Raw genomic sequence first — 15,789 nt, 5'->3', positions numbered from 1 at the left:
CTTTTTTTAGTCTTCGATCTTACTTGCTATTTCCTCACTTCCCTTTTCGGGATAGTTCTTGCGCTCTATCATAAAATATACCAAGGGCACTACCAACAAGGTGAGTACGGTAGATACGATGGTACCGCCCATCAACGAAATCGCCAGACCTTGAAAAATGGGGTCGAACAAGATCACAAAAGCGCCGATCACCACGGTTCCGGCGGTCAATAAAATAGGGGTGGTACGTACGGCACCGGCCTCTATCGCCGCTTGTTTTAAAGGAACACCTTCCGCCAAACGCAGGTTTATAAAGTCGATAAGCAATACCGAGTTACGCACCATAATACCTGCCAAGGCGATCATACCGATAAAAGAGGTAGCGGTAAAGAAAGCACCCATGATCCAGTGCCCCAAAACAATACCGATCAATGACAGCGGTATGGCCACCATCATGACCACGGGGGCCTTAAAGTTCTGGAACCATCCTACGATCAATATATAGATCAAGATTATGGCCCCTAAGAAGGCGATTCCCAAATCGCGGAACACCTCTAGGGTAATTTGCCATTCGCCGTCCCACTTCACGGTATAGTCGTCCTCAAATTCGGGTTGGCTCAAATAGGTCTCGCTGATCGTATACCCTTCTGGCAAGGGAATTTCCTTCAACTTTTCCTCCATTCCCAAAATGGCGTAGGCAGGACTCTCCAAATCGCCGGCCATATCGGCCAGTACATACACCACACGTTTCTGGTTCTTACGGTAAATGCTCTTGGCACTCGTAGTTTCCTCAATATCCACCAAATCGGCTATGGGCACCATGTTGCCATGTTTAGAGGCGACCTTTAACTGTGAAATATCGGTAACGGTCGATTTTTCCTTTTCGTCCAAGGCGAGCACCACACCCACCTGATTGCTGGCATCCTCGTCGTACAGATTGGTAATGGCCCTGTTCGACAATGCCATGTTCATGGTATAGGCGATCTGTTGTGGTGCCACCCCGTAGAGCATGGCCTTTTCCTTGTCAATATTAAATCGGTATTCGGTCTGATCGGCCTCTACCATCCAATCGACATCCACTACATCTTCGGTATTTTTCAATATGTGCTGTACGTTGTCCGCGATCTGCATCTGCTCCTCGTAATCCGGTCCGTAGACCTCGGCTACGATCGTAGAGAGTACTGGGGGTCCGGGCGGTACTTCCACCAACTTTACATTGGCATTGTACTTGGCCGCTATCTTTTGAATATCGGGGCGCAGTAATTTTGCGATATCGTGACTCTGGGCCGAACGTTCGCCCTTGTCGATCAGGTTTACCTGAATATCGGCCATATTGCTACCTCCGCGAAGGTCGTAATGGCGTACCAGACCGTTAAAGGTTATCGGTGCCGAGGTACCTATATAATTCTGGTAGGTCACTACCTCGGGGCGGGTGGCCAAATACTGTCCGATCTCACGTGCCACCACTCCCGTACGCTCCAGGGTGGTACCCTCGGGCATATCGATCACTACCTGAAATTCGTTCTTGTTATCAAAGGGCAACATTTTTACGGCCACCGATTTGGTAAAGAACAAGACCATGGATCCCATGAGCAATAAGAAGGTCAAACCTAAGAACAACCAACGTTTTGCCTTGCTCTCGATCAAGGGGCGTTCAAATTTTTGGTACACCCTGTATATGACCGTATCTTCCAGGGGCTTCTCCTTTTTCTCCTCCGCACCTTTCTTCTTGTCCTTTTCACGTAAGAACACATAGCCCAAATACGGGGTAATGGTCAAGGCCACGAACAACGATAGGATCATGGCGATAGAGGCCCCAATGGGCATCGGTGCCATATAAGGTCCCATTAATCCCGACACGAAGGCCATGGGCAATACCGAGGCGATTACGGTAAACGTTGCCAAAATGGTAGGGTTCCCCACCTCGTTAATGGCGTATAATGCCGCCTGTTTAAAAGGCAGTCGTTTCATCTTAAAATGCCGGTGCATGTTCTCGGCGATGATGATCGAATCGTCCACCACGATACCCGTAACAAAGACCAGGGCAAAAAGCGTGATCCGGTTCAAGGTATAGTCCAGCATGTAATAGCTCAACAGCGTCAGGGCAAAGGTTATCGGAACCGATAAAAATACCACCAGACCACCGCGCCATCCCATGGCGAGCATCACCACAATGGTAACGGCAATGATAGAACCTATAAGGTGCAACAACAGTTCCGACACCTTATGGGAAGCCGTTTCCCCGTAGTTTCTGGTAATTTCCACATGTACGTCATCGGGGATCAAGGTAGTGCGCAAATGGTCTACCTTATCGATTACGATATCGGCGATCTTCATCGCATCGGCACCCTTCCTTTTCGCTACCGAAATCGTTACCGCAGGGTATTCCGACCTATAGTCGGACACTTTTTCGCTCCCCTGTCCAAAACCGAGGGACACGTAACTCTGTGGCACCTCTGGGCCGTCGATAATGCTGGCAATCTGTTTTAGGTAAATGGGGCGGTTCTGTTGCACGCCCACCACCAAGTTTTCCACATCGTCCACCGACGCCAAAAAATTGCCGGTATTTACCAAAAACTCTGTATCGTTCTTATCAAAACTACCGGAGCTCAACTGGGCGTTGTTCGCCTTGATCATTTCCGAGACCGTTAAAAAATCCAATCCACTGGCGGCCAATTTGTCCTTGTCCAAAACCACCCGCAACTGTCGGTCTTGGTTCCCGATCTTATGGGTAATGGCCACATCGTTCACCTTCTTGATCTCGCTCTCCAGTTCCTGTGCCATTTGGCTAAGTTGGTAACCGTCGTAATTTTCGCTCCACAGGGTAAGTCCCAACATGGGCACATCGTCAATGGCCCGCGTTTTTACCAAGGGAAAGGTTACGCCCTGGGGCATAATATCCATATGTTTGTTGATCTCGTTATAGAGTTTTACGAACGAGCGTTCAATATCCTCGCCCACGTAAAACTGTACGATCACCATCCCCTGTTCCTTCATCGAGGTAGAATACACGTACTCCACCCCTTTTATGTTCGATATCAGTTTCTCCAAGGGTTTGATTACCCGCGATTCCACCTCGGTGGGACTCGCACCTGGGTAGCCCACAAAAATATCGGCCATCGGCACGTCTATCTGGGGCTCCTCCTCCCTAGGGATCAAAAACGAGCTGTACACCCCAATGACCATAAAAACGATCATCAGCAGCACCGTTAACTTGCTACCTATAAACATTTTGGCAATCTTGCCAGCTAAACCTTCCTTCATTCTTTCTAGTATTTTGTTTGGGCGTTCGGGCGGGCTTTTCTCTCCTACTCCTCGTGTTCTTGATCATAGACCGATCAAAAACACTGTGGGGTATCCGTTGCAATCCCTAACGCTACTCGTTTATTGCTTCGATATTTTTACTCCGTTGAACAATTTCCCCTCGGCAGAGACGATATATTGTTCATCTGCGGAAAGGCCCGACAATACCTCTACCTTGTCACCGATGGTTCTCCCCAAACGCAACCAGCGCAATAGGGCCGTATTGTTTTGGCTTACCGTATACACCCCGGTCAGCTGCCCATTGTGCACAACGGCCTCTACCGGTATCATTACCGCGGCACTTTGGGTCTGTGGCGCAACGGGAAACTGCACCGTGGCATACATACCTGACAATATGGGGGCATCGGTCTTGTTCAAGACCACTTTCACCAAGTACTGTCCTCCCGTATTCTTAGAAGAAGTACTTACCTCTGTAACGGTACCCTTTACTTGCCTGTCCAAAGCCTTTATCTGCACGCTTACCTCTGTATTTGGCTTGATCTGCATAATCTCCGATTCGGGTACCATGGCCAATACTTGGTATTGTCCCGGCGATTCCACTTCCAACAGGGGCATGCCCGGGTTGGCCATATCACCGGCACTTATAAATTTATTGGTCACCACCCCGTTAAAGGGAGCGCGCATATTGGCGTAGCCCATTTGGGCGTTTACCTCGTTCTTCATTTGCTTGGCACTTTCCAATCGTGCCTTGGCCATGTTGTAATTGGCCGTAATATCGTCCAGCTCTTTTTGCGAGGCACTGTTTTCATTAAACAGGGCCGTAAACCGATTGTAGTCTTTCTCGGCATTGGCAAAGGCCGCCTCCGCTTCCGCGATACCTGCGTTTACCTGTGCCAGCTTGGCCGAAACATCGGCGTTGTTCACGCTGAGCAACAATTGCCCTTTGCGCACCTTATCGCCCACTTTTACATAAATCTTGTCCACATACCCCATCATACGGGTACTTATGTTGGCACTCTTGGCCGCCTCTACCTTTCCGCTGGCCGTTAAAAAGGCATTGTCGTTACCTTCGGCAACGGTTTGTACCTCCACTGCGACCGCCGGAGAATTGTCGGCCATCGGTTTTTTATCTTCACTGCCACAACTGGCCAAAAACAGGGTTGCCCCAATGGTCGCCGCGAGTATATATTTTCTGTTTTTCATGTGTAACGTTTTTTATTTGTCCCTTCCGTTTCTACGTAAGGCTGATTGTTATTTATAATTGAACCTTTTTTCTGTTGCCGTAAACCTTTTATTCCTTCGTTAAAAATTGAACATAGGCCAAGGCGTAGTTGTATTGAAAAATAGTTGCGTAATATTCCAGTTGCTTTTGAGAGAACTGTGTCTCGGCCATCAGCAGGTCGGTCGTCTTTTCCAAACCTTGCCCGAACCTGTTGGTACGAATACGCAACGACTCTTGCGATTGCTGCAGGGCCAGTTCGGTAAGCTTCAGTTTGTTCTTGGCATCTTGCAAGCCCCGTTTCGCCTTGTTCAGCTCCAATTCGCTTTCCGACTTGTATTGGGCCAGTTCCAGTTTCGACTTGTTATACTCCGCCTTGCTCTTTTGCGATTTTCCGAAACGCTTGCTACCCTCAAAAAGGTTCCATTTCAGTTCCGCACCAAAGAGGTATCCGTTAGCATCGCCCTGAAAAGCCTTATCGTCGTGAAGTTCGTAGGTACCAAAGGCGTTCAACCTAGGCAGAAAAGCCATTTGGTCCGCTTTGTGCATTTGCCGGTACGCTTCGGTAGCGGCGTTCATGGCCCTGATATCCTTTCTGTTTTCCGACAGGTCTACCTCGGGTATCGTTTCCTGAAAAACAACCAAGGAATCGGTAGGCTTCAACACCCCGTTGGTATCATCGTTCATTAATACGGATAAATAGTTACTGGCGTTCAGCACATTGCTTTTGGCATATTGCAATTGGTTCTCTATCTCGGTAACCCGTACTTGTACGGCCAGCACATCCGATTTTTGCAGGTAGCCCTGTGCATAGCTGTTATCGGCGATACGCTTGTTTTCTTGGGCCGTTTCCAGGGCCTTCTCCAACACCTCTACCGTTTTATAGGCGAGTTGCAATTGCATATAGGCTTTTTCCACTTCCAAGACCAAGTAATCTTGCATACGTTCCGACTGTAGTTCGGTAGCCGTCCATTTTGCCTTGGCCGCCTTACGTTGAAAAATACCGTCGAAATTCAACAAGGGTTGTTGCACCTCAACACGGGTGGCATAATCCTCGATCTGACGGGGATCGTTCAAAAGATCCGGGTTAAAATCGGCCGCCGTTAAAATTTCTTGGTTCAATTTAGAACCAAAGGCCATTAAGGGGTTGGTAGTGGCAATACCCGTATGGGAAACACTAATATTAGGTAAGAGCACCGCATTGGTCTGGTTGTAATCGCCCTTGGCCGCCAGGGCCTCTTGTTGGGCAATTTTTAATGTGTTGTTGTTTTCTGTCACTTTGGCCAACACCTCTTCTTTACCGATCGGTTTCACCACCTGGGCCCACCCCGAATAAAAGATAAAAAACAATAGACCTATTAACTTATACTTCATCGCATTCATTTATTTGCCACAAAGTTAGATTCTGAAAACGGCCTACACAGTAACCAATGTTACAGACAAACAAGAAACAAAAAGGCACTTCCAACCACAGAAGTGCCTTTTACAAACCAACTAAATAAAATGGAACTATAAGCGTTTACTTTTTCTTTTGTTTTACAAACGTATGAAACAACAAACCACCTACGACCCCACCATACAAAGTACTGTTCAGGGGTTTTGAGGTAATGGGGCATGTACCGCTCAAACAACCTATTTCCGCATAATAGAGATAGCCTGCCACCCCACCGATCAGCGTACCGGCAATCGTTATCAATATTGTTTTTGCCATCACTGTCCGTTTACGTTTCTGGTGCCCCCATGCCCTCCGGCCACGATCACCAAAATTTTAAGGCTCAACCAAATAAACTTAAAGAACTGAATGATGGGGTTCTGCATATAAAACCGTTTTGTCTTTGATATTCTACGTGTCATTTTTTTAGATTTTAGATTTCTATCTTCTCTCTCCTATTCGTATACCCGTACCTATTCCGGTATCAGCCACCAGAAGGGTTTCATCTTGGCCTTGTAGATAAAGGCGTAGTGCAGGGCCAGTTTTAACCAGTGGCCCGCCAAGCCTATAGATCCAAAGGTCTTGCCCAATTTTCGGCCTTGGGTATCGGGGTATTTATGATAGTCGGGCACAATGGGGAAGGTGGTAATGCTCACCCCGCTACCTTGGGTCATACCATAACCGGCAGAGGCGATACAGGCAGCGCCCATATTCCCCATAGAACCTTTATGGTGCAGGTCTTTTTTACCATTGATCATATCTATAATATTATCGGCCACCAATTTGGCGGTCATACCCGAGGGCATTCCCGTACGTGGCGGTGCCGGTGATATGGGGGTGCCGTTCTTGCTGGTCCTAGGTTTAGAAATCGCATGTGGGGGCGCAAAGGCAATGCCCGGCGCAAATATATTGTCGTACGTAGGGTTCTGATAGGTTTCTGGCCAATCTTGTACGCTCCACTCCTCATAAGGCCTTGGGGTATAATCGGCATCTACGATCATAAAGCCCTTAAACAGTTTTTTGGTAATATCGTTATTGTCTTTGTCATACGCCTTAAAGCCATGCCCCGAGAAAGCGGGAATCAACATGGCAAAATCGTAGGTCTCGGTATGGAACTCGCCATCAAGGGTCTCATAATGTGCCACGCCGTCCTCTATCTTGTTCACCCCGGCCCCGATGATCCATTTAATGCCACGGTCTTCGAACACCATCTCTACCATCTCGCTAGATTTCATGATGTTGTTGCCATAGCTCATGAGCATACCGTCCATACCAAAATCGCCCAATTCGTGTTCGTTGGCGATCCACGTAACCTCGGCCATATCGCGTACCCCATGTCTGCGAAGCTCTTTCTCTACATTTAAGATATATTCGAAGGCGGCACCTTGGCAGGTAGATTTTGCGTGCCCCGTGCCTATTAATATTTTGGCTTTTTTGCCCTGTTTCATTTCTTGGATCAAGGTGTTAAGGGCGTGCCATGCATGCTCGGCATGGGTATAGGTACAAACCGAATAGGCCTTGTTGGTACCAGGGTTCAGCCCCTCGGTCATATCAAAGGCCAGTTTGGGGCCCGTGGCATTTATAAGATAGTCGTAAGTAACCTTCTCGGTCTTGCCCTTATGGTCGCCCACCACATACTCCACGTTTACGTAGGGTTTTGGGGTTTCGGCATCGCCCTCGGGGTGAAAGGTAGTCACCTTGGCCTGTTTATAACCAATGCCCTTCTTTTTATAGAGCGGGGGCAAGGGAAACAAGATCTGTTCAGATTTCATTCTTCCGATCCCCACCCAAATATTAGATGGGATCCATTGGTAGTTGCTATTGGGAGAAACCACCAAGACCTCATGTTTTTTCGGTAATTTTCTTCGTAAATGTGCAGCCGCTACGTGACCAGCGATTCCTGCACCGAGTATAACTATTTTTGCCATTTTGATTAGAGTTTGTTTGTAACATAAGCACCTCCACAACAGTGTTTGCTATTTAGAGACACCTGTACGAATGGTGTAAAGTTCTACATATACGGCCACCCGTACAGCAACTTTTGTTACATAAGGCAGGGGCTTATACATGGCGACATGCACAAGACAAAAAAGCGGGCCCTTAGCACCCACTTTTTATTGGCATTACGCCTTTCTGTAAGAAAATAATAATGAGAATTTTTATCTTGGGGGAGTACTTGGGTAGGCTAAACTACTGTTCTAGAAGTATCTGTGTATAATGATGGGCGTATGCTTGTTATGGTCCATAAAAAAAACATTTATGAAAACAATTATAGTTCTTCTTTCTTCAACATTACTTATCAATTTTACCCTTTCTGAAACTGATAATTTTCAGATAGAAAACGGTCAAGTATTATGGCAAAAAGTCTTCGAAACGAACATGACAAAAGAGCAATTAATTGAACAAATCAAAAGTTCAGGACAGTTTGAAAACATTTCGGAAAACGAAAAAAGTCTGACCGCTCAAATTAACCAACTCTCGATGGACTTTAAAGGATATGGAATATCTGAAATGTCAACACCCATGTATGTTTCTCGGAGTTATGTAGAGGCTTTCTCATTAATTGAATTTAAAGAAAAGCGTTATCGAGTAACATTAAAAAACATAAAATTCGTTCAAAAATACGAAGATGCCTTATCCAAAGAGGGAGAAACGACTGATATTGAATTTTATGCTTTAAAGAAACGAAACACGGAATTTAAGAGCAATTTTTTGAATAAGCCATCTAAAATTATGGACTTTACTTTCCAAAAAATTACGAACTTCAAAGATGTGGAGAAAGAAGATAAGTGGTAAAAAACGTGCTACAATATAAGTAACCGATTCACAAGCCCTTAATCATTAAAAAAACCACCTCCATAACCACTTATTAAGGCGGTTTTGTTTTTTATTCCCCGCTAGCGACAGCCTCACGCCCGTACCCAAAACTAGGTTGCACTTACTCTTTTACGTAAGAAATTAAGTATAAAAATTTTTATATTGTAAGTGAATTTGGGTAGCCGAAAACTATTGTTTTATACCCCTATATAATGAGGTATAGGTGTATAAGGATACGTCTATACGATTGTTGTAGCTAATTATAAAAAACCGACCAAATGGAAGAAATATCAAAAGTAGTATCTGATTTAGTCTATAAAAAGTATAATAAGGTAAGAATAGCGCAAGAGCTTTTAAAGAGGGAATACACAACACAGGAAATAAAAGATGCTCTCAAAAAAAGCAAGGTCAAACAAAGAAATACAAATCAAATCTTAGGGGTTTTACTAATTATAATCGGTGTTCTATCTAATTTTTACACCAAATCGACTTACATAAACAATTACTTTAGATTTGATTTTTCTTCACAAGCAGATTTTATGCTTTTCAACGAGCGGATATTAAAACCGACCATAGCGATTTCCCTAATTTATTTAGGAATCAATCTTTTGATCAGTAGAGTAAACATTAACAAGAATGTGAAAATAGTTTTATTCACTTTGTTAGGTGTTTTTACTTTATTCATTCTGTCCTACGATTCCTATATTTTCCCTATTATTTTCAGCGTAGTTTCTTTACTTCTAGTCTCGTTGACTGAATTACCGGAAAAAATCCAAAATTTAGAAATGGAGAAAATATTCCCATATATGAACAAAAAATGGAAAGGTTCCCCTGTTTATATTATGATAATATTTGGGGTAATTCTAATGGATTCATCACAAGTTGAATTCGTGTTTGTTCAAACTGGAGAAAGAAGTTCGTCAGCCTCTTTGGGCTTTATAGACCATTTTCTTCTGTATACAAAACCAGTCTTGTTTTATGGCGGACTCTTAACTGCATTTTTGTTAAGTATGAATTTTACCAAATTTAAAATTTCGCTTTTCATTCTTACTGGACTTGCAGTTATCACACTAATTATCAGCCTTTTTCACACCAATTTTCAAAATATAATATATGGTTGTTGCGTCATTGTTATTTCCACTATTCCAGTATTATTTAAAAAAGACAAAAATGATTAAGAATTTATCCCTCGTAATGACCTTAATACTAATTACAGCTTGCTCTCAAAAAGAAAAAGCGACATTTTCGAATGAACATCTTTTAGGCGAATATTCGTCAACAAAAAATGGAAAGACAGAATTCGTAATAAAAAAAGATGAATCTGGCTATTATTTTCAACAATCCATTGAAAATGGAACAGGTTGGTCTCCAAGAGAGGACTTAACCGAAATGACGGAAGAGCAACTCAAAGAAGAGTTGGGGCCAAACTGGAAGGAATTCACCCTTGCGGGGTTGACCTCTGGTTTCTGTAGTTATTTTAGGGTTTCAGACAACAGCAAGACGGGTGGCATCAGTATGGGAAAACAACCAGAAACCGAATATTTCAGTCGTTGTTTTGGAGATAATTTTTTCTACAAAATCAAGTAAACAAACAATCTAACTGGACAAAACATTTGCTATACCCCTAGCGCGAGCGTCACCCTTTCCTGCTCAAAACACCCCTGAAAAGCAGCGATAACGCTGCTTTGCGAGCGCGCCATCCCGCCCATAGCTTACCCTATGGCGTCCTCAAGGGAAAAACCCCCCTTCTTTCCCATAAAACACCCTGTACTTTCATCTCTCTTATAATCAAAAAAAATAGCCCAAAAAACATGATTTATTTCATAAAAATGCTTCCCCCTAAGAAATACATTTGAGCATTATTTACATTTAAACATTAATACGATGAGAAAAATAGTAGCGGGTTTTCTTGTGGCCCTGGCCATTCCGTTTAGCATGAATGCACAAGACGATCAAACAATGGATTATGACAGCTATAGCAAGTGGCAGGTTAGATTAAGAGGTGTTGTTGTGGCCCCTGACGAGAGTGCGACGATAGAGGCAATTGGTGGAGACGTGGATATTTCTACGTCCGTAATTCCTGAATTGGACATCACTTACTTCTTTACCAAAAACATTGCCGCAGAGTTAATTTTAGGTACTACCAAACACGATGTAGAGGCGACCGATACCGCAGCCGGTGATATTGACCTGGGTTCTGTATGGCTATTGCCCCCTACCCTAACCTTACAATACCATTTTACCGGTGGCGACTTTAAGCCTTATGCAGGTGCCGGCATAAACTACACTATCTTCTACGGCGCTAAAGAAGGCCCTGTTGCAGATGACGTAGATTACGATAACAGCGTTGGTTTTGCGCTACAGGCCGGATTGGATTATAACTTGAACGATAAATGGTTCTTGAACGTAGACCTTAAGAAAATTTTCTTGAGTACCGATGCTACCGTAGATGCTACCTCTGCCTTGGGTGCAACCGTGGGTGCCGATGTAGATATAAATCCTTTACTAATCGGATTCGGTGTAGGATATAGATTTTAAAAAGGCGATATCAACTCTAGCCAAAGCCCCTATAGCGTACTGCTATGGGGGCTTTTAATTTTTTAATGTTCGCCGTAGCCGACATCGTCCATCTTTCCTTTAAATATTCTGTACTGTACCACCATATACACAGCGACCAAGAACAAGGCGATAAAAAACCAGTTCATCCCCACCGAAAGGCCATATTCGTGCGCAGCTACATTGTAAATGGTCAAAGAAGGGTTTACATCATTGGTGGAAGGCAATACGTTCGGAAATATAGATGCTGCCGTTGAGGCAAAACCACCTACCAAGAAAAGGGAAGAAAACAAAAATCCGTAACCATCCTTTTTCCATCGTTTTACATTGAACAATCCAAACAACCCTATAAAGGTGATCAACGGAAAGATCCACAACCAAGGTGTTTCTATAAAATTACGAAAGGGCTTGGGGTCTATAACATGCCAAACCAAAAGTGATACCACCACAAGGGCCAACAGTACAAAGTTCAATTTAAAAATAAGACCCTTTAGCTTTTGGTTAAGACCGGAATTCGTTTTGTAGATAATCCAGTTGGCACCATGAATGGTCAATGCCAAGACGCTTATAACGCCCAACAGCAACGTAAACCAATCTATAATACCCAAATGCTCTGCCATGGGGCTAAAGGTCGGGTTCCATAACGGCAAGAAGAAATAGTGTGCCTCATGTGCCGATACGCCGTTCTCTACCATTCCTAAATTAACACCACGTACTACGTTACCCAGGGCCACACCAAAGAACAGGGCCAAAAGTAAACTGGCAATGCCAAAGGCCTTGTCCCATATAGATTGCCACATGGCATTGTGGTATTGCCCCCTTAGCTCTAGGCCAATGGCCCTGAATATCAAAAGCCACAATATCATGATCAGCGGCAGGTAAAAACCGCTAAAAGAGGAGGCATACAAGGTGGGGAAGGCAAAAAACAAAACACCCCCGGCCGCAATTAACCATACCTCATTGGCATCCCAAAAAGGACCAATGGCATTAGTGATCGCCTTTTTATCTTTCTCGGTCTTGGCCAAAAACAAATGTATAATGCCCGCACCAAAATCATAGCCATCTAAAATAACATACATGGCCAACATTCCCATTAATACTACGTACCAGAACAACTCCATAATTTATAGTTTTACTATTTCAGGTCCTTTTTTGATAATTTTTCCTACCAATATTAAAAACAACATCCCCAACAATAAATACAGCCCCACAAAACCTAACAGGGTAAACAGGGTATTACCGGAAGAAACGGTCGGGGAAGCCCCTTCCGATGTTCTCAATAGGTTATAGACCAACCAAGGTTGACGCCCCAGCTCTGCCGTGTACCAACCTGTAGTATTGGCGATATACGGAAAGGGCAACATGAACATAATGGCCCACAGCACCCATTTGGTCTTATATAATTTTTTACGCCAAAGCTGAACGCCCGCCAATGCCATAAGGGCTATAAAAATAGTACCGAGCCCTACCATAATATGATACCCATAATAAAGGCCGGGTATATTGGTGGGGTAATTTTCTTCATCGAACTCGTTAAGTCCCTTTATTTCCGCATCCCATTTTTGATAGGTTAAAAAGCTAAGGATATTGGGCACCGCTATTTTGTTGTCCAGTTTTTTATTTTCCATATCGGGCTGGCCGATCAACACGATTTCAGATCCACCGTCCTCTGTTTCAAAAATACCTTCCATGGCCGCAAATGTCACAGGTTGGTGTTTTACAACGTTCTTGGCGGTCCAGTCCCCTGTTGGGAAAGCGACCAGAACCGATGATATCAATCCAAAAATAACCCCCGTTTTTACAAAGAGCTTTCCGTATTCGCTATGCTTATTGTTCAATAGATAAAAAGCACCGATACCGGCGACCACAAATGAGGCGGTTACTACAGAGGCCAATTGATTGTGCAGGTATGATGGCCATAGCCATGGATTGCCAAAAAGGGCCGAGAAATTATTGAGTACGAACTTTCCGTTTTCCAGTATTTCATAACCAACGGGGTTTTGCATCCACGAGTGTGTGGCAATGATCAAGAAACCACTCGCCCACGAGCCCAAAAAGACAAGAAAACCCGTAAGAAAATGAAGTTTTTGTCCCATTAATTTTTCGCCAAAAAGAAAGAGCCCTAAAAACGAGGACTCTAAAAAGAACGAAAACATACCTTCCATGGCAAGGGTCTGACCGATGATACCTCCGGTCAATTCTGAAAATTTGGCCCAGTTGGTTCCAAACTGAAACTCCATCGGAATACCGGTAACCACCCCCATAGCAAAGTTTAGCGCAAAAATTTTCATCCAAAATTTTGCGGCATAATTGTAACTCTCTACCTGGGTTCGAAGAAACTTCCATTTAAAATAGACGATCAACAATGAGAGTCCCATCGTCAACTGAGGAAACAAATAATGGAATGTTATGGTGAACGCAAACTGCATTCGGTCGTAGAAAAGCATGTCTTCCATAATCTAAAATCTTTTCAATGTTCAAGATGACTACAAAAGTAGACATCAGATGGTTGTTATAAGTAACCCAAGTTACATATTGGGCAAATAATTCGAAAAAAAACTAGGTATGTGACAAAGGTCATGTTTTTCAATTATTTACCCCCTTTACCACACCTTATAAAGATATTGAACTTTACAATAAACCTATATGCACTATCCTCTCTTTCCGCATTAAATTATAAGGGCAAGGGCGATTTTACGATAGTACCATAAACCATGAAAAGATGGTTGAACGCACCCAAAATTGTAGGTGCTACCATATAGACATCAGAAAAACTTAGCCTGTATGTTTTTGAAAACTATCGATATTGGCAAAATAGATGTTAACCCGTAATGGGAGCCTTTTTACCCACAAAACGAATTACGGAAGCTTCCCCCTTATGAAACTCGCCTTCTTCCAAATGAATTTCGGTCTCTTCCAAAAAATCAAATTGCAGTCCTTTAAACTCGCTACGCACTTCAGAAACGGAAAAAAGCATTTCTTCGTTCTTTGGTCCGCCCGATGCCCTACCGAGCTGTGCCTTTGAGAAGGCCTCGAAGATTACGGTGCCATTGGGTTTTAAAAAAGTAAGTAAATGCCGATGTGCCTTTTCCCTGATTTCTATAGGAAAATGGGCATAACACAAGACCAGGGCGTCAAATCTTGTTTCTGTATGAAACTCCAAAACATCGGCGACCTTAAAATTAATATCCAACCCTAGGTTTTGTGCATACTTCTCGGCTTTATTTTTTGCCGCAACACTATAATCGAAAGCTTCTACATGCCACCCTTGTTGCAAAGCATAAACGGCATTTCTACCTTCCCCTTCAGCTGCGAACAACACAGAACCGCTTGGCAACTTATCCAGTTGCGACTTAAAAAAAGCATTGGGAAGCAAACCGTAGGCATACGATTCCGCTTCATACCTTTTGTCCCAAAAGTTTTTCATGTGATCGACTTAATATTTTTTGTCCGTTTTGCTTAAAAAATCCGCCTTGCTAAAACAATTTTTTAATCCCTTTGTATACCAAAAGCACCAAGAACCCAACGATCAAACCTGCCAAAAACTCCAACAGTATACTTGGCACCTGGGGAAAGAGATCATGTAGAAAATGTATGTTATGGACAAAAATTCCGCCGGAAACCAATAACAAGGCTATGGTTCCAATAACCGACAGTGCCTTTATTACCTTTGGCAGGGCGCTTACAAAGAACTTTCCGATTTTATCGGAGATGCTGTCGTCCTCATCGTTAAGATTGATCAACCGGAGTCCAAATTCATCCATCCGTACAATTAGTGCCACAATACCATATACCCCCACAGTTGCCAATAGAGCTATTATACTTACCACTATGATCTGATTAACCAATGGTTGCTCTAGAACAGTACCCAAGGCTATAATCACAATTTCTATGGACAGTATAAAATCGGTTACGATGGCAGATTTTACCTTCACCTTTTCCATTTCTAAAATCTCTGCCTTGGTCATCGGTTTGGTATCGGAAGTAATATGTTCATGCTCATGTGGCACAAAGAATTCATATATTTTTTCTGCCCCTTCAAAAGCAAGATAGAGCCCACCAAGAACCAGTATTACGGTCACCGCCCAAGGCAAAAAGGCACTTAGCAAAAAAGCTATGGGCAGAATTATCAACTTATTCAAAAGAGACCCTTTGGTGATCGCCCACAATACGGGTAACTCTCGTTGCGACACAAAACCGGATGCCTTCTCTGCATTAACGGCCAAATCATCCCCCAGGATGCCCGCTGTTTTTTTGGTCGCTACTTTACTCATTGTTGCCACATCGTCCAACAGTGTTGCTATATCATCTAGAATTGCAAAAAATCCTGAAGCCATCGGTATAATTTTTGATCAAAAATAATTTAAGATATCCATATTTTCGAATTCCATGAACACAAATACCGAATCTCATTCCATTTATAGACACAAAATAGAAATATTGATCCTCAGATAATTGCCCTTTAAGAGAACGTTTCTTCTTATAAAGAAGAATCCGCATCAAAGAATATTGTGTAAAAATA

At 43.5% G+C, this 15,789-nt stretch carries 14 protein-coding genes; 4 read left to right on the top strand and 10 right to left on the bottom strand.

Going from position 1 to position 15,789, the window contains the following annotated elements; translation table 11 throughout:
* Positions 1 to 6 precede the first annotated feature (6 nt).
* The 6 genes from J8L85_RS05320 to J8L85_RS05295 form a co-directional block, all read right to left on the bottom strand.
* Positions 7 to 3,243: an efflux RND transporter permease subunit gene (locus J8L85_RS05320; protein WP_211015268.1), complete on the bottom strand. Its 3,237-nt coding sequence runs from the start codon at positions 3,241 to 3,243 to the stop codon at positions 7 to 9.
* A gap of 120 nt (positions 3,244 to 3,363) precedes the next feature.
* On the bottom strand, positions 3,364 to 4,446 hold the full coding sequence (locus tag J8L85_RS05315) for an efflux RND transporter periplasmic adaptor subunit (RefSeq protein WP_211015266.1): 1,083 nt from the start codon (positions 4,444 to 4,446) through the stop codon (positions 3,364 to 3,366).
* A gap of 88 nt (positions 4,447 to 4,534) precedes the next feature.
* Complete coding sequence (locus tag J8L85_RS05310) at positions 4,535 to 5,836, bottom strand: TolC family protein (protein ID WP_211015263.1); 1,302 nt, start codon at positions 5,834 to 5,836, stop codon at positions 4,535 to 4,537.
* 145 nt (positions 5,837 to 5,981) lie between these two features.
* On the bottom strand, positions 5,982 to 6,173 hold the full coding sequence (locus J8L85_RS05305; protein ID WP_211015261.1) for a DUF6132 family protein: 192 nt from the start codon (positions 6,171 to 6,173) through the stop codon (positions 5,982 to 5,984).
* A complete protein-coding gene (locus tag J8L85_RS05300) occupies positions 6,173 to 6,316 on the bottom strand; it encodes a hypothetical protein (RefSeq protein ID WP_211015259.1) in 144 nt (47 codons plus the stop codon). Before J8L85_RS05300 ends, J8L85_RS05305 begins: the two co-directional genes overlap by 1 nt.
* Before the next feature lie 51 nt (positions 6,317 to 6,367).
* Positions 6,368 to 7,822 carry an FAD-dependent oxidoreductase gene (locus J8L85_RS05295; RefSeq protein ID WP_211015257.1) on the bottom strand — a complete coding sequence of 485 codons (1,455 nt, stop codon included), beginning with the start codon at positions 7,820 to 7,822 and terminating at the stop codon, positions 6,368 to 6,370.
* A gap of 331 nt (positions 7,823 to 8,153) precedes the next feature.
* On the opposite strand from J8L85_RS05295, the gene J8L85_RS05290 reads away from it, so the two are divergent.
* The 4 genes from J8L85_RS05290 to J8L85_RS05275 all read left to right on the top strand — a co-directional run bounded on the left by J8L85_RS05290 (position 8,154) and on the right by J8L85_RS05275 (position 11,249).
* Positions 8,154 to 8,690 carry a hypothetical protein gene (locus J8L85_RS05290; RefSeq protein ID WP_211015255.1) on the top strand — a complete coding sequence of 179 codons (537 nt, stop codon included), beginning with the start codon at positions 8,154 to 8,156 and terminating at the stop codon, positions 8,688 to 8,690.
* 299 nt (positions 8,691 to 8,989) lie between these two features.
* Positions 8,990 to 9,889: a hypothetical protein gene (locus J8L85_RS05285; protein ID WP_211015253.1), complete on the top strand. Its 900-nt coding sequence runs from the start codon at positions 8,990 to 8,992 to the stop codon at positions 9,887 to 9,889.
* Positions 9,882 to 10,298 (top strand): hypothetical protein, encoded by a 417-nt coding sequence (locus tag J8L85_RS05280; protein WP_211015251.1) that lies wholly within the window; start codon positions 9,882 to 9,884, stop codon positions 10,296 to 10,298. The genes J8L85_RS05285 and J8L85_RS05280 overlap by 8 nt, the downstream gene beginning before the upstream one ends.
* 297 nt (positions 10,299 to 10,595) lie before the next feature.
* A complete protein-coding gene (locus J8L85_RS05275; RefSeq protein WP_211015249.1) occupies positions 10,596 to 11,249 on the top strand; it encodes an OmpW family outer membrane protein in 654 nt (217 codons plus the stop codon).
* Between the two features lie 62 nt (positions 11,250 to 11,311).
* On the opposite strand, the gene cydB is transcribed toward J8L85_RS05275, so the two are convergent.
* From cydB to J8L85_RS05255, 4 genes are all read right to left on the bottom strand, one after another.
* Positions 11,312 to 12,388, bottom strand: a complete 1,077-nt coding sequence (cydB, locus tag J8L85_RS05270; RefSeq protein WP_211015247.1) for a cytochrome d ubiquinol oxidase subunit II — start codon at positions 12,386 to 12,388, stop codon at positions 11,312 to 11,314.
* Positions 12,389 to 12,391: 3 nt separating this feature from the next.
* Positions 12,392 to 13,723 carry a cytochrome ubiquinol oxidase subunit I gene (locus tag J8L85_RS05265; protein WP_211015245.1) on the bottom strand — a complete coding sequence of 444 codons (1,332 nt, stop codon included), beginning with the start codon at positions 13,721 to 13,723 and terminating at the stop codon, positions 12,392 to 12,394.
* A 365-nt stretch (positions 13,724 to 14,088) separates the two neighbouring features.
* On the bottom strand, positions 14,089 to 14,694 hold the full coding sequence (locus J8L85_RS05260; protein WP_211015243.1) for a class I SAM-dependent methyltransferase: 606 nt from the start codon (positions 14,692 to 14,694) through the stop codon (positions 14,089 to 14,091).
* Between the two features lie 49 nt (positions 14,695 to 14,743).
* Positions 14,744 to 15,604: a DUF808 domain-containing protein gene (locus J8L85_RS05255; protein WP_211015241.1), complete on the bottom strand. Its 861-nt coding sequence runs from the start codon at positions 15,602 to 15,604 to the stop codon at positions 14,744 to 14,746.
* Between the last annotated feature and the right edge of the window lie 185 nt (positions 15,605 to 15,789).

It is taken from the genome of Maribacter sp. MMG018 (assembly GCF_018100785.1).
In the GTDB taxonomy this organism is placed as follows: Bacteria; Bacteroidota; Bacteroidia; order Flavobacteriales; family Flavobacteriaceae; genus Maribacter.
Note: the sequence above shows the minus strand (reverse complement) of the source record. Positions and strands in the feature narration are given on the sequence as shown.